Raw genomic sequence first — 19,540 nt, 5'->3', positions numbered from 1 at the left:
TGCACCCGGAACATCTCGCCCAGCTGGTAGCCGACGCTCAGCACCGGGTTCAGCGAGGAGAGCGCGTCCTGGAAGATCATCGCGATCTTCCGGCCGCGCAGCTTGCGGCGCTCCTCGTTGCTCATCTTGAGCATGTCCTGGCCGCGGAAGAGGATCTCACCCGAGGTGACGCGGCCGGGAGGCATGTCCAGGATGCCCATGATGGTCTGCGCGGTGACGGACTTCCCGGAGCCCGACTCGCCGAGCACGGCGAGGGTCTCGCCGGCCGCGACGGAGTAGTTCACGCCGTTGACGGCCTTGGCGATGCCGTCCCGGGTCACGAACTCGACGTGCAGGTCCTTGACCTCCAGCAGCGGGGTGCCGGGGGTGAGGCGCCCGCTCTCGGGGGCGACCTTCGGGTCTATGACGGTGGTCATGATGCGTCCGCCTCTCTCAGCGCAGCTTCGGGTCGAGGGCGTCGCGCACCGCGTCGCCGAGCATGATGAAGGCCAGAACGGTCAGGCTCAGCATGCCGGCGGGGAAGAAGAGCGCGAACGGGGCGGTGCGGATGACCTTCTGGGCCGAGTTGATGTCGATGCCCCAGGAGATGGTCGGGTCCTGCAGACCGATGCCGAGGAAGCTCAGCGTCGCCTCGGTGGCGATGTAACCGCCGAGCGCGATGGTGGCGACCACGATCACGGGGGCGATCGCGTTCGGCAGGATGTGCTTGACCAGGATCCGCGAGGTGCCGGCGCCGAGGGCCTTGGCCGCCGTGACGTAGTCGGCCTGCTTGACCGTGATGACCGAACCGCGCATCACGCGGGTCATCTGGGTCCAGCCGAGCGCGACCAGCGCGAAGACGACGCTCCAGATCGTGCGCGAGGTGAAGGCGTTGAGGATCACCAGGGCGCCGAGCAGCAGCGGGATGCCGAAGAAGATGTCGGTGACGCGGGAGATGATCACGTCGACCCAGCCGCCGAAGTAGCCGGCCAGCATGCCGGTGATACCGCCGAGGACGGTCACACCGGCGGTGACGCAGATGCCGACCACGACCGAGGCGCGGGCACCGTAGATCACCCGGGCGTAGATGCTGCGGCCCTGGCCGTCGTAACCGAACCAGTCCGCCTGGAACAGGTGGCTGTAGTTCGGCTTGGTCAGGAAGTGGTTGCGCAGGTCGCCGGCGCGCGGGTCCACCGAGGTGAACAGGCCGGGCGCGATGGCGATCACGATCAGCAGCAGGATCAGCAGCGCCGAGAGCACGAAGATCGGGCGGCGGCGCAGGTCGTGCCAGGCGTCCGAGCCGAGGCTGCGGGCCTTCTCGGGCTTGGGCTCCGCCGTACCGCCCGCGCGCTGCGCGGGGATGTCGGCGGACTTCTTCTGGATCAGGTCAGGCATAACGGATCCTCGGGTCCAGGACCGCGTAGAGCAGGTCGACGATCAGGCTGGCGGCCAGGTACACGAGCACCAGGACGACGACGAAGCCGGAGACCGTGCCGCCCTCCTTGAGGTTGATCGCGTGGTAGAGCGCGTTGCCGACGCCCTTGACGTTGAAGATGCCCTCGGTGACGATCGCGCCGCCCATCAGGGCGCCCAGGTCGGTGCCCAGGAAGGTGACGACCGGGATCAGCGAGTTGCGCAGCAGGTGGGTCCCGATGACCCTGCGCTTGGGCAGGCCCTTGGCCACCGCGGTGCGCATGTAGTCGGAGCGCACGTTCTCCACGATGGAGGTACGGGTCAGCCGCGCGACGTAGGCCAGCGACAGCGAGCCGAGCACGAAGGCGGGCAGCAGCAGCTGGCCCAGGTTCATCGAGTCCTGGACGGTCGGGGTGACCCAGCCCAGGTTGGTGGCGAAGACCGTCTGGAAGACGAAGCCCAGCACCGGCACCGGGATCGAGATCAGGAGCAGGGTCAGGACCAGGGTGCCCTTGTCGAAGGCCTTGCCGCGGCGCAGGCCGGAGAAGAGACCGATCGTCACGCCGAGCAGGATCTCGATGGCGAAGGCCATCAGCGCGAGCCGGATGGTCACGGGCATCGCTTCGGTGATCACGTCGAGGACCTTGCGGCCCGCCATGGTCTCCCCGAAGTCACCCATGAACAGCTTGCGCATGTAGTCGACGTACTGCTCGACCAGGGACTTGTCGAGGCCCAACCGGTGCTTGAACGCGGCGAGCTGAGCCGGATCCGGCGCCTTGTCGCCCCACATCGCACTGACCGCGTCTCCGGGAAGCGCACGCACCATCAGGAAGATGAGCGTGACGGTCCCCAGGAAGACCGGGATCATTTGGAGCAGTCGCCTCGCGACAAAGCGCCCCATCGTTCCTCCATGTTTTTCTCTGACGGGCCGTCATCCCGGGTCAGAGGTGAGTCGGCGTGCCAACGGCCGGTGCCAGTCCTGCCCTTGTGGGGATGGGACGGGCACCGGCCGCTACCTGTTCAGCCGTGCGGTGCCGGGCTGAACTACTTCTGCTTGACCTCGACGCCGGTGAAGACCGGGTTGCCGAAGGAGTCGAACTTCACGTTCTGGACGTTGTTGGACCAGCCGGAGTTGGTCTTGTAGTACCAGAGCGGGATGGCCGGCATGTCCTTGGCCAGGACGGCCTCGGCCTGCTGGTAGAGGTCCGCGGTCTTCTCGACCGAGGTGGCCTGGTCGGCCTCCTGCGCCAGCTTGTCGAACTCCGGGCTGGAGTAGCCGGCGTCGTTCGCGGAGGCGCCGGTGCCGTAGACGTCACGCAGGAAGTTGGCGTTCAGGGGGTAGTCCTGGACCCAGCCGGTGCGCATCATGCTCGGCACGGCCTTCTTGCGGATGATGTCGCGCGAGGTCTTGAAGTCGGGCTTCGGGTCACCGAGGCACTCGACGCCGGTCGACTGGCGGATCGAGTTGCAGACCGCGTCGACCCACTCCTTGTGACCACCGTCGGAGTTGTAGATGATGGTGATCTTGTTGTTCGGCACGCCGCCGCCGGCCTGGATGAGCTCCTTGGCCTTGGCCGGGTCGAACTTGCAGGCGTCGCCGCAGGCGCCGGCCTTGTAGCCCATGACGCCCGGGGCGACCCAGCTGTCGGCGGGCTGGCGCGAGCCGTTCAGCACGGTCTTGGTGATGGTGTCGCGGTCGATCGCCATCGACAGGCCCTGGCGGACCTTGGCCTTGTCGACGCCGGCCCAGTCACCCTGGTACAGCGCGAACGAGATGTTCTGGATGGCGCCCTGGGCCTGGTCGACCGCGCGGTTGCCGAGGTCGGTCTTGTAGGAGGCCAGGTCGGTCGGGTCGACCTGGTCCAGCACGTCCAGGGTGTCCGAGGTGAGGTCCTTGTAGGCCGCCTCGCCGGACGAGTAGTTCTTGAAGACGATGCCGCCGTTCTTCGGCTTGTCCGTGCCGGCGTACTTGTCGTACGCGGCCAGGGTGATCGCCTTGTTGTGCTCCCACGAGACGAACTTGTAGGGGCCGTTGCCGACCGGCTTCTGGCCGTAGCCGGCCGGGTCCGCGAAGAAGCCGGTGGGCAGCGGGAAGAAGGCCGAGTAGCCGAGCTTGTACTGGAAGTACGAGACCGGGCCGGTCAGCTCGATGGTGAAGTGGGTGTCGTCGACGACCTTGAGGCCGGACATCGCGTCGGCGGTCGGGTCACCCTTCTCCGGGTGCACGGCGTCGTAGCCGGCGATGTCGGAGAACCAGTCCGAGTTGATCTGGTTGTTCTTGGTGTTGGCCGACCAGTTCCACGAGTCGACGAAGGACTTCGCGGTCACCGGGGTGCCGTCGTGGAAGGTCCAGCCGGACTTCAGGGTGACGGTGTAGTTCTTGGCGTCGGTGGTCTCGATCTTGTCGGCCACCTGGTTGCGCAGAGCGCCCGAGGCCGGGTCGTAGTCGACGAGGCCCATGAAGAGCTGCTTCACGATGCGGCCGCCCTGGTTCTCCATGGCGTTGGCCGGCTGGAGCGGGTTCTGCGGCTCGGCGCTCTGGTAGCTGAAGACGCCCTGAGCGTTGACGGCGCTGTCGGAGCTGCCACCGCTGGAAGAACCGCTGCCACAAGCAGTTGCGGCAAGGGCGACAGCAACAGCTGCGACGACCCACTTGGCCTGGCTGGCACCGCGCATCGGTGTGCCTCCTGAAATCCGTGTTTGCAAACGTGGAGAGCACCGGGGGGAGTGGCCGGCAACAGCGCCTGGCCGGCGGTGCTTCCTCGCTCGAGGTTCGGCGCGCACCCCTGCGCGTAACCCTTGCCCGAGCCTGACTGCACCCACTATCCGTCACACACGGAGACGAAAGTGACGAATACGGATCTCAATTAGGTCACATGAACGGTCGGTAAGTTTCGAAAATCGGACATATGAGACATAGCCAGACAGGTATTAAACGGACAGTTGTCATGTATGACGGATTGTCACGTTCGCTCAGCGGACATCCGGGCGTGATAGAGGCCTCAGCGGCGCTACGCGCGTCGACAGCGCTCCGTTAACAGACAGCCTTCACTTAACAGTCGGGATTGCGGTTAACGCGGCCCTTCGCCGGCGCCCCGGGGGGGCACAAAGCGGAAACCGCCGCGGGCATGACAGCACCCCGGGGCCGATCGATCCGTGCACGATCCGACGGAGCGGCCAGGGTTGCTCAGGAAAGGGGACAAAGGGCCTCCGGAAGGGCCTCGCGGCGCCGTCCCGGGCATGAAGAAGGCCGCCGTCCCGCCTCCCTCTCGGGAGACCGGACGGCGGCCGGTGGCGCCACGGCCGCGGTGTCAGGACACCGCGGCGAGCGTCAGCACGCCGGAGCGGGCGTCAGTTCTTCTTGGCGCGCGAGGCCGTACGGCCGCGCTCCTTCTGGTCCAGGACGACCTTGCGGATGCGCACGGTCTCCGGGGTCACCTCGATGCACTCGTCCTCGCGGCAGAACTCCAGCGACTGCTCCAGCGAGAGCTTGCGCGGCGGCACCAGGTTCTCGGTGGTGTCGGAGGAGGCCGCACGCATGTTGGTGAGCTTCTTCTCCTTGGTGATGTTGATGTCCATGTCGTCCTGGCGCGAGTTCTCGCCGACGATCATGCCCTCGTACACCTCGGTGGTGGGCTCGACGAAGAGCGTGCCGCGCTCCTGGATGCCCATCATCGCGAACGGCGTCACGACACCGGCGCGGTCGGCGACCAGCGAACCGTTGTTGCGCATCCGGAGCTCGCCGAACCACGGCTCGTGGCCCTCGAAGATGGAGTGCGCGATGCCGGTGCCGCGGGTGTCCGTGAGGAACTGGGTGCGGAAGCCGATCAGGCCGCGCGACGGGACGATGAACTCCATGCGGACCCAGCCGGAGCCGTGGTTCGTCATGGTCTCCATGCGGCCCTTGCGGGTCGCCATCAGCTGGGTGATGGCGCCGAGGTACTCCTCGGGGCTGTCGATGGTCATCCGCTCGACCGGCTCGTGGGTCTTGCCGTTGATGACCTTGGTGACGACCTGCGGCTTGCCGACGGTCAGCTCGAAGAGCTCCCGGCGCATGGTCTCGACCAGGATGGCCAGCGCCAGCTCGCCACGGCCCTGGACCTCCCAGGCGTCGGGGCGCTCGGTCGGCAGCACGCGGAGCGAGACGTTACCGATCAGCTCGCGGTCCAGGCGGTCCTTCACCATGCGGGCGGTGACCTTGTGGCCCTTGCCGCCCTTGCCGACCAGCGGCGAGGTGTTGGTGCCGATGACCATCGAGATGGCCGGCTCGTCCACCGTGATCAGCGGCAGGGCGACCGGGTTCTCCAGGTCGGCCAGGGTCTCGCCGATCATGATGTCCGGGATGCCCGCGACGGCGCAGATGTCGCCGGGGCCGGCCACCTCGGCCGGCTTGCGGGTGAGCGCCTCGGTCATCAGCAGCTCGGTGATCTTGACCTGCTGGATCGAGCCGTCCCGCTTCATCCACGAGACCTGCTGGCCCTTGCGGAGCTCGCCCTGCTCGACGCGGCAGAGCGCGATGCGGCCGAGGAAGTTGTCGGCGTCCAGGTTGGTGACGTGCGCCTGGAGCGGGGCGTCCTCGTCGTAGACCGGGGCCGGGACGTGCTCCAGGATGGTGGAGAAGAACGGCTCCAGCGAGTCGCTGTCCGGCGGCACGGTGCCGTTCTCCGGCTTGGTCATCGAGGCGACGCCGTCACGCGCACAGGCGTAGACGATCGGGAACTCGATCTGCTCCTCGGTGGCGTCGAGGTCCAGGAAGAGGTCGTAGGTCTCGTTGATGACCTCGTCGATCCGGGAGTCCGGACGGTCGGTCTTGTTGATGCAGAGGATGACCGGGAGCTTCGCGGTCAGGGCCTTGCGGAGCACGAAGCGGGTCTGCGGCAGCGGACCCTCCGAGGCGTCGACCAGGAGGACGACCGCGTCGACCATCGACAGGCCGCGCTCGACCTCACCACCGAAGTCGGCGTGGCCGGGGGTGTCGATGATGTTGATCGTGATCGGCGCGCCACCCTCCTTGGGGTGGTACTTGACGGCGGTGTTCTTCGCGAGAATGGTGATGCCCTTCTCGCGCTCCAGGTCGTTGGAGTCCATCATTCGGTCGTCGAGGTGCTGGTGGGCGGCGAAGGCGCCGGCCTGCTTCAGCATGGCGTCGACCAGCGTGGTCTTGCCGTGGTCGACGTGGGCGACGATGGCAACGTTGCGGATGTCATTGCGCGTGGGCATGCGGAGCGGATTCTCCCGGAGTCGTGGGTTACGGCGCCCGGCTGCGTGACGCCGACCTGCGATCCCTGTTGATCGCCGCCGCCCGTTCCGCCTGCTACTACCGGTCCACCCGCCGGGCAGACACGCCACGGCTTTCTCCTATGGTACTGGGAACCACCCAGCTGGGCCGAAACGGCCACGTGCCCCCGCCTGCGGAGCGGGGGTGTCGTCGGTCACCCGGCACGGTCGGGACCGTCCGGACGGGCCCGGGAGAGGGTGTCCTGGCCGCGCCTAGCCGTCGCGCCCGGACCGCGGTCAGAGCTGGTCGATGGCGGTCAGGTCGATGTCGATCGCGAACGGCAGCGCGAGCTTCAGCTGCTCCCGGTGGATGCCGACGGCGACGTACTTGCGGGTCGGGGCGTCCAGTTCGTAGACGTGCACCACCGGCCGGCCGCCCTCGCGCTCGACCAGCCAGAAGTGCGGGATGCCGGCGCCGGCGTAGAGGTCCGGCTTGCGCTCGCGGTCGCGCTCCTCCGAGTCCGGGGAGACCACCTCGACGGCCAGCAACACGTCGGCGGGCCGAAAACTGGTCAGCTCGGGGCCGGTCACGGCCGAGGCCTTGACCACCATCAGGTCGGGCTCGGGGCGCTGGCGGGGGCCGAGGGTGACCGTCATCTCGCGCCGGACCCGCAAGAACCCTGGGGCGGTCACTCTCAGGCCCGCCATGAGCAGGTCGATGGCGACGCTGTGAAAGTCACGCTGAGGGCTCACGAGTACCAGGCTCCCGTCGATCAGCTCCGTGTGCGGAGGCAGGTCGGGGAGCCGGTCGAGGTCTTCGGCGGTGAAGCCGCCCTCCGGCGGAATGGCCCAGTCCGGCATTTTCTCGCGAGTCATCGTCGCTCCCATGGACGGAAGTCCGGCCCTGGTACACAGCGTAGTGCCACGACTTCGGTCCGGGTTCACCCTTTCGTGCGGATTGGTCAGGTCGTGGCCAGGAATCCGAGGTCCTGGTAGCGCGGCCGGGCGAAACCGTACGCTCCCGCGCCGGCCACGCCGGTGCGGACGGCGACCAGGTCGGGGCGCTGGTAGAGCGGGACGGAGTGCCCCAGCTCCCAGATCCGGGCGTCGGCCTGCTGGAGCAGCGAGCGCTCGGCGGCCGGGTCGAGTTCGGCCGCGGCCCGGTCGAAGAGGAGATCGATCTCCGCCGTGCCGGTCCGGGCGTAGTTGGACCCGAGCCGCGGGGCGCCGTCCGGGCCGGGCTGGGGCTTGGCGTAGACGGCCCGCTCGTCGGTGGCCGGGGAGGCGGTGGCCGGCCAGGAGAACAGGGCGAGGTCGAAGTCGCCCGAGGCCAGCGGGCCGCTGACGAAGGAGGCGACCGGGACGGCCTTGGCCTGCACGGCGATGCCGGCCCCGGCCAGGTCGGCGGTCAGCGCCTCGGCGGTGCGCCGGGCGGTGGCCGAGCCCTCCGGCAGCAGCAGGGTGAGGCTGAGCTCCTTGCCGTCCTTGGACCGGGTTCCGGAGCCGCCGGCGGTCCTCCAGCCGGCCTCGTCGAGCAGCTGGGTCGCGGGGGCGTCCCCGGCCACCGCGCTGTTGTCCTGGTAGCCGTCCTGGCCGACGGCCAGCAGGTGGTTGCCGAGCGGGGTGGCCGGCAGGCCGAGCGGGGTGAGGGCGGCGTCGGCGACCTTCCGGCGGTCGACGGCCCGGGCCAGCGCGCGGCGGACGGCCGGGTCGGTGAGCGGGGCCCGGGCGGAGTTGAGGGTGAGCTCGGTGAGGGCCGGGGCGGCCGCCCGGTGCAGCGACAGCCCGGGCAGGGACTCGGCCCGCTTGAGCGCCTGCGCGGAGGCCACGGCCAGCGCGACCCCGGCCGAGTCGGGCGGCGCGGCGGCGGCCGAGGCCGCGGAGGCGGTACCGGAGGCGGAGGCGGTACCGGAGGCGGACGCCGCGGCCGGCGGGGACGGTACGGCGGACGCGGCCCCCGACGCCGACGCCGACGGCACGGTGGTGGCCGCGGCCTGGGCGGCCGAGGGCTCCGCACCGCCGGCCCGGTCGACCGCGTCGGTGAGGGTCGCGATGTCGAGCTTGCCCTGGTCGAGGGCGTCCAGCCGGGCGGCCGCGGGGGTGGCGAGGAAGTCGATCCGCTCGGCCTTCGGCGCGTCGCCCCACCACTTCGGGTTGCGGACCAGCGCCGCCCGGCCCGCCGTCCGGTCGTAGTCGGCGAGCAGGAAGGGCCCGCCCGAGGTGTGGAACTCGCCGGCGAGCGGCTGGTTGAACGCCTCCGGGGAGCCGGTGGCCGAGGCCGGGTAGAGCGGGCCGAACAGCGCCCGCCACTGGCCGTACGGCCGTTTGAAGGTGACCTTGACCTCGGTGGCGTCGGCGCCCTGGGTGATCGAGTCGATCGCGTCGTACCCGGCCGGCCGGGCCGCCTGGTAGGCCGGGTTCGCGCCGGCCAGCGCGCTGCGCTGGGCGGTGAAGTCGGCGACCGAGATCCGGGTGCCGTCGCTCCAGACCGCCTTCGGGTTGAGCCGGTAGGTGACGACCTGCGGGGACTGCCCGGCCGGGGTGGACTCGGCGGAGAGCAGGTAGTCCGGGTCGGCGGTGGGGCGGGCGTGCTCGTCGAAGCGGAAGAGCGAGGGCAGCACGGCCCGGGCGATCAGCTCGGAGTCGGGGGTGGCCGCCGGCTGGTACACGTTGAGCGTCGTGGGGACGGCGTCGACGGCCCAGCGCAGGGTGCCCCCCTCGCGGACCTGGGCCCGGTCGGCGGCGCTGACGTCCCAGGCCGGTACGGCGGCCGGTGCCGGGTCGTCCGAACAGCCGGTCAGCAGGCCGGCGAGGAGCAGCGCGGCGGCTGCGGCGGTGAACTGGCGGGCGCGCATGCTCGGCTCCGTCGGCTGGTCGGGTGACCCGATGACCGGGGTGGGTCACCACTCAACGCGACGGCGGTGCCGGGCACCGGCCCGACACGGCGGGCGGCCTGCCGAAGCACCCGCGTGGCGGACAACCGGCTGCCCGGCGAAGGGCCGCCGGTGAGGGGCGGCCGGGTGGCCGCCGCGCCGGTCAGGGGCTCAGCTCGAACCAGACGATCTTGCCCTTGGGGGTGCGGCGGCTGCCCCAGCGCTCCGCCAGCAGGCTGACCAGCTGCAGGCCGCGGCCGCCCTCGTCGGTCTCCTGGGCGCGGCGCTGGCGGGGTTGCGCGTAGCCGTCGTCCCAGACCTCGCAGACCACCGTCCGGTCCCGCAGCAGCCGCAGCCGGATGTCGCCCCGGCCGTGCCGCAGGGCGTTCGTGACCAGCTCGCTGACCAGCAGCTCGGTGGTGTCGACCAGCTCGTCGAGGCCGCGGGCCAGCAGCCAGCTGCAGGCCAGCTCGCGGGCCTTGGCGACGGAGGTCGGCTCGGGCGGCAGGTGCCAGTCGCCGACGGAGTCCTCGGGGAAGGCGTGCACCTTGGCCATCAGCAGGGCGATGTCGTCCTCGCCGTGGTGCGGGTTCAGCTCGCCGAGGACGTGGTCGCAGAGGTCCTCCAGGCTCTTGGCGCCGGCCGACAGCGCCTGCCGGAAGGCCCGCAGGCCCTCGTCCAGCTGGTGCTTGCGGGACTCGACCAGGCCGTCGGTGTAGAGGCCGAGCAGGGCGCCGTCCGGGAGGGTCAGCTCGACCTCCTCGAAGGGCTCGCCGCCGACGCCGAGCGGCAGGCCGGGCGGCACGTCGAGCATCCGGGCGCTCTCACCGGGGCTGAGCAGGACCGGTGGCAGGTGGCCGGCGTTGGCGAAGACGCAGCGCCGGGTGACGGCGTCGAAGACCGCGTACACGCAGGTGGCCAGGTAGACCTCGCGGGCCTCCTCGTCGGCGGGCGAGGTGAGCCGGCCGTACGGGGTGGTGCCGGCCGCCGGGGCGGAGTCGTCGCCGAGCCCGCGGGCGATCTCGTCCAGGGCGGTGAGCACCTCGGCGGGGTCGAGGTCGAGCATCGCGAGCGTCCGGACGGCGGTCCGCAGCTGGCCCATCGCGACGGCGGCCCGCAGGCCGCGGCCCATCACGTCACCGATCACCAGGGCGGTGCGGTTGCCGGGCAGCGGGATGATGTCGAACCAGTCGCCGCCGACCTCGGTGTTGTTGTTGCTGGGCAGGTAGCGGCAGGCGATCTCCAGGCCGCTGGCGGCCGGGTTGCCCGGGGGCAGCAGGCTGCGCTGCAGGATCAGCGCGCGCTCGTGCTCGCGGCGGTACAACCGGGCGTTGTCGATGCAGACGGCGGCGCGGGCGACCAGTTCCTCGGCGATCGCGACGTCGCGGGCGTCGAAGGGCTCGCTGCCGATCGCGCGGGAGAGCTGGACCAGGCCGAGGACCTGGTCCCGGGCGACCAGCGGGACGATCAGGGTGGAACGCAGCAGCGGGTCCGGCCCCGGCTCGGGGGCGACGCTGCGCCCGGTGCGCAGGGCGCGGGCGTGCGGGGAGCGGCGCGGGTAACAGAGCGTGCCGCCGGCCTCGGCCACCGGGAACCCGGCCACCGAGCCGAGCACCGAGGAGGCGCCGCCGACCACGCTGGACACGGCGACCCGGCGCAGTTCGCCGCAGCCGTCGGTGAGCACCGGCTCGCCGAGCCGGCCCGAGCGGGGCGCGTTCTCACCGGTCAGCAGCGCGGTGTAGAGGTCGACGGTGGCCAGGTCGCAGAACGGCGGGACGACGACGTCCAGCAGCTCCTTGGCGGTGGTCTCCAGGTCGAGGGTGGAGCCGATGTGCGCGCTGGCCTCGTTGAGCAGCGCGAGGTTGCGCCGGACGCCGTCGGCCTCGCGTTCGGCGACGTGGCGGCTGGTGACGTCCGAGACCTGCCCGGCGACGCCCATCGGCTGCCCGCCGCCGCCGTCGAGGCGGTAGAGCGAGATCGCCCAGAGGCGGTTGCCCTCGACGGCGGGGGCGTGGAAGCGCAGGTCGAACACGGGCTCGCCGCTGTCCAGCACCTTGCGCAGGGCGGCGGCCAGCCGGTCTGCCTCGGAGGGCGGGAAGAGGTCGTACGGGGTGAGGCCCTCCAGGTCGCCGGGCCCGAGGCCGACGCCGGAGGCGAAGGCGTCGTTGACGCGCTGCAGGCGCAGCCGGGCGTCGAAGAGCACGAACCCGGTCGGGGTCTGTCCGAAGACGGCCTCGGAGGCCGCCAGGTCGGTCTCGATCCGGCGCAGCCGGCCGAGGTCGACGGCCAGGCAGGTCGCGCCGGAGGCGGGCAGTGCGCTGTCGGGCATCAGGTACAGCTCGGCGAGGCTCTCCGCGCCGGTGGCGTCGCGGTAGGGGGCGGTGCCGACCCATTCCTCGCCGCGGAGGATGCTCTCCAGCCTGGCCCGGCCGCGGGCCCAGAGCTCGCGGGGCACGAAGGTGGTGATCGGGTCGGCGCCGACCGCCTCGGCGGCGGGCAGGCCGAAGAACTCGGCGGCGCGGTCGCTCCACTGGCTGATCCGGCCGTCCGGGCCGATCGCGAAGGTGGCGACCCGGATGTAGTCGTAGATCGATCCGGGCTGGCCGTGGCCCCAGCGGGCCAGGTTCGCGGGCGCGGGCCGCGGCAGTCCGCCGGGCGCCGTGGACTGTCCGGGCACGGCGACATGACCGCTGTTGCTCGGCGCGCTCCGCGCCGGGGTGCTGTTCAACGGACCGACCCCTCCAACCCGCGACCGTCCGGATGTCGAGAAGACCGAGTATTCATCATCGAGGGGTGAGCGCACACGCCCTCAACATCACAACATCAGATCGGGCGAAGGTTTTTGTCCGGCCGCCCGCGCAACCACAATGCCACGCCCGCGCCCCCTGCTGTCGCGCGCGCCCCCCAGGGCCGCCGTACGCCATGTCATGTCCCGATCTACTCGCGTCACCTCTCGTCCGGCTCCATACCCGGGAGCGCCTGTTCGAACCAGACGACCTTGCCGATTCCTTCGGCCCGCGCACCCCAGCGCAGGGCCAGCCGGCGGACGAGTTCCAGCCCCCGGCCGCCCTCGTCGGCCTCGGCGGCGTGCCGTTCCCGGGGCGGGTCGGGCAGCGGGTCGGAGATCTCCACCAGCAGGGTGTTCCCCAGCGTCAACCGGACGCCGATCGGTGCGCTCGCGTAGCGGACGGAATTCGTGACCAGTTCGCTGACCAACAGCTCGGCCGTGTCGGTCAGCTCCTCCACGCCCCACTCCGCCAGGGTGGCCCGGACCAGCCGGCGGGCCCGGGCCACCGCGGTCGGCTCGGCCGGCAGCGTCCAGCCGGCCGTCGGGGTGCCGGCCTGCCCGTGGCCGAGCCGGGCCAGCAGCAGGGCGACGTCGTCCGGCTCCCGGCCCTGCTCCATGGTGCCCAGCACCGCCTCGCAGGCCTGCTGGATGGACGCGTACGGCTCCTCCAGCACGGTCAGCAGCCGGCCCAGGCCGACGTCGAGGTCCTTGTCCCGGGACTCGACCAGTCCGTCGGTGCAGAGCGCCAGCAGACTGCCCTCGGGGATCTTCAGCTCGACCGACTCGAAGGGCACCCCGCCGACCCCGAGCGGCGCCCCGGAGGGCAGCTCCAGGACCCGGCCGACCCCGCCCGGCAGCGGGCCGCCGGTGCGGGTCGGCTCCCCGGCGGCCTCCCTCGGGACGATCAGCACCGGCGGGATGTGCCCGGCCTTGGCGACCACCAGCCGGGCCGTCGCCGGGTCGAAGACGGCGTAGATGCAGGTCGCCAGCAGCGCCTCGTCCGGGCTCTGGGCGAGGTCGTCGGTCAGCTCGTGGACGTGCCGCAGCAGGACGTCCGGCGGCAGGTCCAGGCCCGCCAGGGTGCGCACCGCCGTCCGCAGCCGGCCCATCGTGGCCGCGGCCCGCAGCCCGTGGCCCATCACGTCGCCGACCACCAGCGCGGTGCGGTCGCCCGGCAGCGGGATGACGTCGAACCAGTCGCCGCCGACCTCGGTGCCGCTGCTGCCCGGCACGTACCGGTAGGCGACCTCCACCCCGGTCGGCTGCGGGACCTGCTGCGGGAGCAGGGTGCGCTGCAGGGTGAGCGCCGCGGTGCGCTCCCGGGCGTACAGCCGGGCGTTGTCCAGCGAACTGCCGGCCCGGTCGGCCAGCTCCACGGTGAAGGCTAGGTCGTCGCGGTCGAAGCCCTCGCGGTAGCCGGCCCGGCTGACCAGCAGCAGGCCGATCACGATGCCCCGGGCCCGCAGCGGCACCACCAGCATCGAGTGCACCCCGAGCTCCTGGGCGGCCTGCATCTTCGGGTCGGCCGGGTACGTGACGTCGCTCAGCTCGTCCGCGCCGGACAGCAGCTCGGGCACGCCGGTGCGCAGCACCCGGCCGCAGGCGGAGTCCTCCGCGAAGGTGATCCGGGCCCCCCGGCGGAGCATCACCTCCACCTCCGGGCCGTCCTGGACCGAGGCCGTGCCGAGCTGGAGCAGCGAGGTACGGCGGTCGTGGCCGTGCCGGGGCAGGTCGTCCCCGTGCGCGACGGCCTGCAGCAGGATCACCGCCGCGTGGTCGGTCAGCCGGGGCACCACCGCGCTCGCCAGCTCCTGGGCGATCCGGGAGGCGTCCAGCAGGTCGCCGACCCGGGAGCCGAACTCGTTGAGCAGCGACAGCCGGCGGCGGGCGTGCTCGACCTTGGCCACCGCCCGGTAGCGCTCGGTCACGTCCATCACGGTGCCGGAGATGCCGAGCACCCGGCCCGCCCGGTCGGTCATCCGGCTGTACGAGATCGAGCGGAAACCGGCCCGGGCCGTCACCGGGGAGGCCAGGGTGACGTCGATGACGGGCTCGCCGGTGGCCAGCACCTGCCGCTGGATGGCGGTGATCTCGTCGGCGGCCCGCTCGGGCAGGGTCTCGCCGGTGGTCCGGCCGGTGTGCTCGTCGATCGGGACGCCGTTCATGTCGGCCAGCGTCTGGTTGACCGCGGTGTAGCGCAGGTCGGTGTCGAGCACCGCGATGCCCAGCGGGGACTGCTCGAACAGGGCGTCGCGCACCGCGAGGTCCCGCTCGACGGCCTGCAGGGCCCGCGCCTCGGCCAGCGCCACCTGGAGGAACGGCGTGCCGTCACCGTCCACCAGCAGCGAGATCCGGGCCTCCACGGCGACGGCGGGGCCGTCCCGGTGCCGGATCTCGGTCAGCCCGTGCCAGCCGCCGCTGCGCAGGGTCTCCTGGATCGCCGCCCTGGTCCGGACGACCTGCTCCTCGTCGCCCAGCAGGTCGTCGATCCGGCGGCCCACCAGCAGCTCGCTCGGCCAGCCGAGCAGGTCCTCCGCCGCCGGGCTCCACAGCACCACCCTGGCGGAGGTGTCGAGGATGGCGATGGCCACCTTCACCACGTCGAAGAGGCTGCCCTCGGTCCGCAGCGGCGGGCCCTCCACCGGCGGTCCGGCGTCGGGGAACGCCAGCCCCGGACCGCCCCGGGTGCCCACCGCCGGGGGGCCCGGGTGGACGAGGGGCAGCGTGGTGCGGGGGCCGGCCGCGTCCTCGCGACGGCGGGCGGCCGGGCCGGCGGCCCTGGTCCCGGAGCGCAGCCGGGCCCGCGCGGCGGCGGCTCCCGCCCGCGCGCGGCGCAGCGGGCCCAGGCCGGTGGGGGCCACGCGCCGCGGCCCCCGTCGGGGAAGGCCCTGGGCTCGTCGTTCTCCCTCGCCATTACCCGTACTCGACACCGACGGGGCCTCCGCCTCTCGGACTGCGCGCCTCGGCGGGGTGCCGTGGCGCGGAATGTCGTGGCCGATCCCAGGTCACGACCGGTGCGGCCGGAACGGCCGGCTCACCGATGGTGACGAATGCTGCCGAACAGTGACATACCCCGCGGAAACCGTGGCTATCCCGGTAGCCGTCCGGTGGTTTCCGATTGGCCTACCCGGCCCGCCACGGGCGGGGCCGCGACCGGGCCGCGCCGGGGCGCCGGCGGGCGGGGCCGTGCCCCGGGGCGGGAGGGGTGCCCGGGGGCGCCCGGAGGGGGTTCAGGGGGCGCGGGGGCGCCGAGGGGCCGGGAGGGCGGTACGGGCGGGTGGGTGTCAGCCCCGGGCCAGCAGACGGGCGACGTGCGGCAGGACGTCACGGTCGTGCTCCAGCCACTCCACCTCGCCCAGCTCGCCCGGGCCCAGCCAGCGCAGCTCGGAGTGGTCCTCCAGGGGCTGCGGCTCGCCCGACAGCAGCTCGGCCGCCCAGAAGCGCAGCTCCAGGCCGGCCCGCACCGTCCAGCTGCCCGGCAGCGGCTCCAACGCCTTGGCCCGGACGCCCAGTTCCTCCAGCAGCTCACGCTCCAGCGCCTGCTCCTCGGACTCGCCGGGCTCGGCCTTCCCGCCCGGGAACTCCCAGCGTCCGGCCACCTCGGGCGGCGCGCTGCGCCGGGCGGCCAGCACCCGGCCCTGGTGGATGAGTGCGCCGCCGACGACGATCCGGATCTCCATGGCCACGACCCTATGCGGCCTCGGACTCCACCCAGTACAGCTGCTTGTGGCCGCGGGCCTCGAACTCGGCGGCGAGCCGCTCGGCCTCCGCCCGGTCCAGGCCGCCCGCGACCAGGTACCGATTGCCGTTGTCGTCCTGCCGCATCACCCGGTACGTCTCCACGCGGGCGAGGGTAGCGGGCCCGGGCGGGGGTGACGGGCCCGGGCGGGGTGACGGGCCCGGGCGGGGGTGACGGGCCCGGCTCGCGTGGGGGTCGAGCCGGGCCGGCCCTGAGCACGACGCTAGGCACCGACCGCTACCGGCAGGTACGGGACGGGTTAACAGTGCGTAAGACCGGGGCCGGCGACGGCCGGACGGGCCGCCCGGGCGCGTCCGGCCGGTCCGGACCGGGGGTGCCCGTGGCCCGTCCGGGAGGCGGGGCGGTCAGACCTGGATGTCGCCGGGGTGCTCGCCGGTGGACAGGCCCAGGGCCGCGCGGACGGCCTTCGCCTCGCCGACGGAGTCACGCAGCAGGCCCTCCGCCCGCCGCACCGCCCGGGCCAGCTCGGCGCCGTCCCGCGCCGTCTTCACCGCGTGCCAGGCCTCCACGGCGGCCGGCTTGCTGGCCACCATCGCCTCGCCCGGGGCCCGGGCCCCCTCCGGCCAGGCGATCGCGGCCAGCTTCTCGGCCTCCTGCTGGGTGGCCTCGGCCATCGTCGCCGCCCACGCCCGGTAGTCCGCCGGGGCGTCCTCCACCTCGTCCTCCGGGATGTCGTCGGCCGCGGCGTTGAGCGGCTTCACCGCCTCCAGGTAGGCGAGTTGGGCGGGCGTCAGGGTGGTGCGGTCGGTCCGCAGCGAACCCTTGTGCTGCGCGTCGTCGTCCTCCAGGACGCAGATCACCGCGCCGCCGGAGGCCCGCCAGCTCCCCCGGGTCGGGTACATGTAGCCCAGGCCGACGCCGTCCGGCACGGCCCAGTCGTCCAGCACGTAGTCGTCGAAGACCGGCTTGCAGAGCGCGTCGGCCGACTTGAGGATCGCGTCCTCGCCCGGGTAGCCGCCACCCTCGGCCGCGGTGATCGGCGCGGTGCCGGCCGCCTCCGAGTGGTGCGGGAGCGAGCACGGCACCTTGGTCACCCAGGACACCTGCCGGCCGGCGTCGCCGCTGCCCTGCGCCGGGTTGTAGCAGTCGCCCTTGGCGACCTTGTCCCAGGCGACCGCGCCGCGCGGCCCGGCCGCCCGGCGCGGCCCGCCGCCGTCCTCGTCGCCGAGGACCAGGCCGACGGTCGTGAGCGCCCCGAACAACAGGCCGAGGACGCCCAGCACCACCCCCGACACCGCCATGCCGCGGCCGCGCTCCTGCCGCTTGTGGATCTGCACCAGGGCGATCACCCCGAGCACCAGCGCGACCGGCGACAGGCAGGTCAGCGCCGTGACCAGCGAGCCGATCGCCATTCCGTTGGTGGGCCGGGGCTGGTACGCGTACATCCCCTGGTACCCGGACACCGCGCCCGGCGTGACCGCGCCCCAGCCGGTGGCCGGCGGAGCCCAGCCGGGCGGCGGCTGGGCACCGGCGGGCGGCTGGGGCCAGCCGGCCGGCGGCGGGGTGGACGACGCGACGTGGCCGGCGGCCGCCGGGGCGGCGGCCTCGGCCTCGCCGGGCGGCGCCCACGGGTCGAAGGGCGCGGGGGCGGCGGGCGGCACGTCGGCGGGCGGGGTGTCGGCGGGCGGTGCCGCGACGGGCGGTGCGTCGGCGGGCGGCGCCTCCGCCGGAGGCAGCTCGGCCGGAGGCAGCTCAGCCGGAGGCAGCTCAGCCGGAGGCAGCTCGGCGGCGGGGCCGGGCGTGCCGTCCTCCGGGGAGCCCGGACCGGCCTTCGACATGTTCGGCGACACCTAGAGCTCCCCCGCCCGCCACTGGCGGGCACCAGTTCGACGACTGACCGACGCGCGACTCTATCGGACCAGCTCACCGAACCTTCACGGGCCCGTCACGCCCGCCCCGGGCGCCTCACGCGCGGGCCAGCACCTCCCCGTGCAACACCGCGAACCAGCCGTCCTCGGCCGCCGCCCAGCTGCGCCAGGCCGCCGAGATCCGCTCCAGGTCGGCCTGCTCGGCGAAGCCCTCGGCCAGGGCCGTCCCGGCGATCGCCGACTTCAGGATGCGGTCCGCCCACATGCCGCCCCACCAGGCGCGCTGCTCGGGCGTCGCGTACGTCCAGGTGGAGGAGCCCGCCTCGATCTCGGTGAAGCCCGCGGCCCTGGCCCAGGACAGCAGGCGGCGCCCGGCGTCGGGCTCGCCGCCGTTGGCCCGGGAGACCCGCTGGTACAGGGCGGCCCAGTCGTCCATCCCGGCCGGCCGCGGGTACCAGGTCATCGCAGCGTAGTCGGCGTCCCTGGCCGCCACCGTGCCGCCGGGCACCGTGACCCTCCGCATCTCGCGCAGCGCGGCGACCGGGTCGGCCACGTGCTGCAGCACCTGGTGGGCGTGCACCACGTCGAACTCGCCGTCCTCGAAGCGCAGCCGGTGCACGTCGGCGACCTCGAACACCACGTTGTCCAGCCCGCGCGCGGCCGCGGTGGCGGCGGCCTGCTCCAGCACCTCGGCCGAGCTGTCCACCGCGACCACCCGCCCGCCGGGGCCGACCAGTTCGGCCAGGTCGGCGGTGATGGTGCCGGGCCCGCAGCCGACGTCCAGCACCGCCTGCCCCGGGCGCAGCGAAGGCAGCAGGTAGGCCGCCGAGTCGGCGGCCGTCCGGGACCGGTGCGAGCGCAGCACGGACTCCTGATGGCCGTGGGTGTAGGTGTTCTGATGCTCGGTCATGACGCCCCCTCGGATCGGGCCGGACCGTTCTCCGGCCGTTCCGACGCTACTCCGCGTCTCGCCCAATGAGAATATTGGTCTCAACATAAGAGACGATCGAAAAAGGGACTGCCCTCGGACGGCCCTCCTGCTGGAGAATCGGGGCATGGGAAAGACCTACGAACGGATCGACGGACGGCTGCGCGCATTCATCGAGCGCCAGCCGGTCTTCTTCGCCGCGACCGCCCCGCTGGCGGACGACGGCCATGTCAACGTCTCCCCCAAGGGGCGCTCCGGCACCCTGGTCGTCATCGACGAACTCACCCTGGCCTACCTGGACTTCGGCGGCAGCACCGCCGAGACCATCGCCCACCTGCGGGAGAACGGGCGGATCACCCTGATGTGGTGCGCCTTCACCGGGCCGCCCACCGTGGTGCGGGTGCACGGGCGCGGCGAGGCGGTCTTCCGCGACGACCCGCGGTTCGCCGGGCTGGTCGGCCGCTTCGACCCGGCGGCCGACGGCAGCGCCCTGCGGGCGATCGTGCTGGTCCACGCCGAACGGGTCAGCGACTCCTGCGGCTTCGCCGTCCCGCTGATGGACTACCGCGAGGACCGCAGCCTGCACGCGGACTACTTCGACCGCAAGACCGACCCCGAGTTCGCCACCTACTGCGAGGGCAAGGACCACGTCGGCACCAGCATCGACGGGATGCCCGCCCTGCCACTGCCGCTGCCCCCGCGCCCGGCGGCCTGACGGGACTCGCGGGCCCGGCGGGGCCCGGGGCGGCCCGCCGGGCCCGGCGGAGCCGTACG

General features: G+C 72.7%; 14 protein-coding genes. 1 reads left to right on the top strand and 13 read right to left on the bottom strand.

The window, feature by feature from the left end:
- The 13 genes from IE329_RS32245 to IE329_RS32185 form a co-directional block, all read right to left on the bottom strand.
- A partial coding sequence (locus tag IE329_RS32245) for an ATP-binding cassette domain-containing protein (protein ID WP_190214568.1) occupies positions 1–416 on the bottom strand: 416 nt, incomplete at its 3' end.
- 16 nt (positions 417–432) lie between these two features.
- Entirely contained in the window at positions 433–1,374 is a 942-nt protein-coding gene (locus IE329_RS32240; RefSeq protein ID WP_190214567.1) for an ABC transporter permease, read from the bottom strand.
- The gene (locus tag IE329_RS32235) at positions 1,367–2,293 is read right to left on the bottom strand and encodes an ABC transporter permease (RefSeq protein WP_190214566.1); all 927 of its coding nucleotides are present in this window, start codon (positions 2,291–2,293) and stop codon (positions 1,367–1,369) included. Before IE329_RS32235 ends, IE329_RS32240 begins: the two co-directional genes overlap by 8 nt.
- Positions 2,294–2,436: 143 nt before the next feature.
- The gene (locus IE329_RS32230; RefSeq protein ID WP_190214565.1) at positions 2,437–4,068 is read right to left on the bottom strand and encodes a peptide ABC transporter substrate-binding protein; all 1,632 of its coding nucleotides are present in this window, start codon (positions 4,066–4,068) and stop codon (positions 2,437–2,439) included.
- A gap of 675 nt (positions 4,069–4,743) precedes the next feature.
- The gene (gene typA / locus IE329_RS32225) at positions 4,744–6,612 is read right to left on the bottom strand and encodes a translational GTPase TypA (RefSeq protein ID WP_190214564.1); all 1,869 of its coding nucleotides are present in this window, start codon (positions 6,610–6,612) and stop codon (positions 4,744–4,746) included.
- A gap of 294 nt (positions 6,613–6,906) precedes the next feature.
- Complete coding sequence (locus tag IE329_RS32220; RefSeq protein ID WP_190214563.1) at positions 6,907–7,485, bottom strand: Uma2 family endonuclease; 579 nt, start codon at positions 7,483–7,485, stop codon at positions 6,907–6,909.
- 86 nt (positions 7,486–7,571) lie between these two features.
- Positions 7,572–9,464 (bottom strand): ABC transporter family substrate-binding protein, encoded by a 1,893-nt coding sequence (locus IE329_RS32215; RefSeq protein WP_190214562.1) that lies wholly within the window; start codon positions 9,462–9,464, stop codon positions 7,572–7,574.
- A gap of 181 nt (positions 9,465–9,645) precedes the next feature.
- Positions 9,646–12,210 carry a SpoIIE family protein phosphatase gene (locus tag IE329_RS32210; protein WP_373311361.1) on the bottom strand — a complete coding sequence of 855 codons (2,565 nt, stop codon included), beginning with the start codon at positions 12,208–12,210 and terminating at the stop codon, positions 9,646–9,648.
- 218 nt (positions 12,211–12,428) lie between these two features.
- Positions 12,429–15,131: a SpoIIE family protein phosphatase gene (locus IE329_RS32205; protein ID WP_229927940.1), complete on the bottom strand. Its 2,703-nt coding sequence runs from the start codon at positions 15,129–15,131 to the stop codon at positions 12,429–12,431.
- 423 nt (positions 15,132–15,554) lie between these two features.
- The gene (locus IE329_RS32200) at positions 15,555–15,950 is read right to left on the bottom strand and encodes an NUDIX domain-containing protein (protein WP_190214560.1); all 396 of its coding nucleotides are present in this window, start codon (positions 15,948–15,950) and stop codon (positions 15,555–15,557) included.
- Positions 15,951–15,960: 10 nt separating this feature from the next.
- On the bottom strand, positions 15,961–16,113 hold the full coding sequence (locus tag IE329_RS32195; RefSeq protein WP_190214574.1) for a hypothetical protein: 153 nt from the start codon (positions 16,111–16,113) through the stop codon (positions 15,961–15,963).
- A gap of 261 nt (positions 16,114–16,374) precedes the next feature.
- Complete coding sequence (locus IE329_RS32190) at positions 16,375–17,808, bottom strand: DUF4190 domain-containing protein (protein ID WP_190214559.1); 1,434 nt, start codon at positions 17,806–17,808, stop codon at positions 16,375–16,377.
- A gap of 127 nt (positions 17,809–17,935) precedes the next feature.
- Complete coding sequence (locus tag IE329_RS32185) at positions 17,936–18,748, bottom strand: methyltransferase domain-containing protein (RefSeq protein WP_190214558.1); 813 nt, start codon at positions 18,746–18,748, stop codon at positions 17,936–17,938.
- 145 nt (positions 18,749–18,893) lie between these two features.
- On the opposite strand from IE329_RS32185, the gene IE329_RS32180 reads away from it, so the two are divergent.
- Positions 18,894–19,481 carry a pyridoxamine 5'-phosphate oxidase family protein gene (locus IE329_RS32180; protein WP_190214557.1) on the top strand — a complete coding sequence of 196 codons (588 nt, stop codon included), beginning with the start codon at positions 18,894–18,896 and terminating at the stop codon, positions 19,479–19,481.
- The last annotated feature ends 59 nt before the right edge of the window (positions 19,482–19,540 follow it).

The sequence above is a fragment of the Kitasatospora indigofera genome, assembly GCF_014655955.1.
Taxonomy (GTDB): Bacteria; Actinomycetota; Actinomycetes; order Streptomycetales; family Streptomycetaceae; genus Kitasatospora; species Kitasatospora indigofera.
The sequence above is the reverse complement of the archived record's forward strand: the minus strand, read 5'-3'. Positions and strand labels throughout refer to the sequence as shown.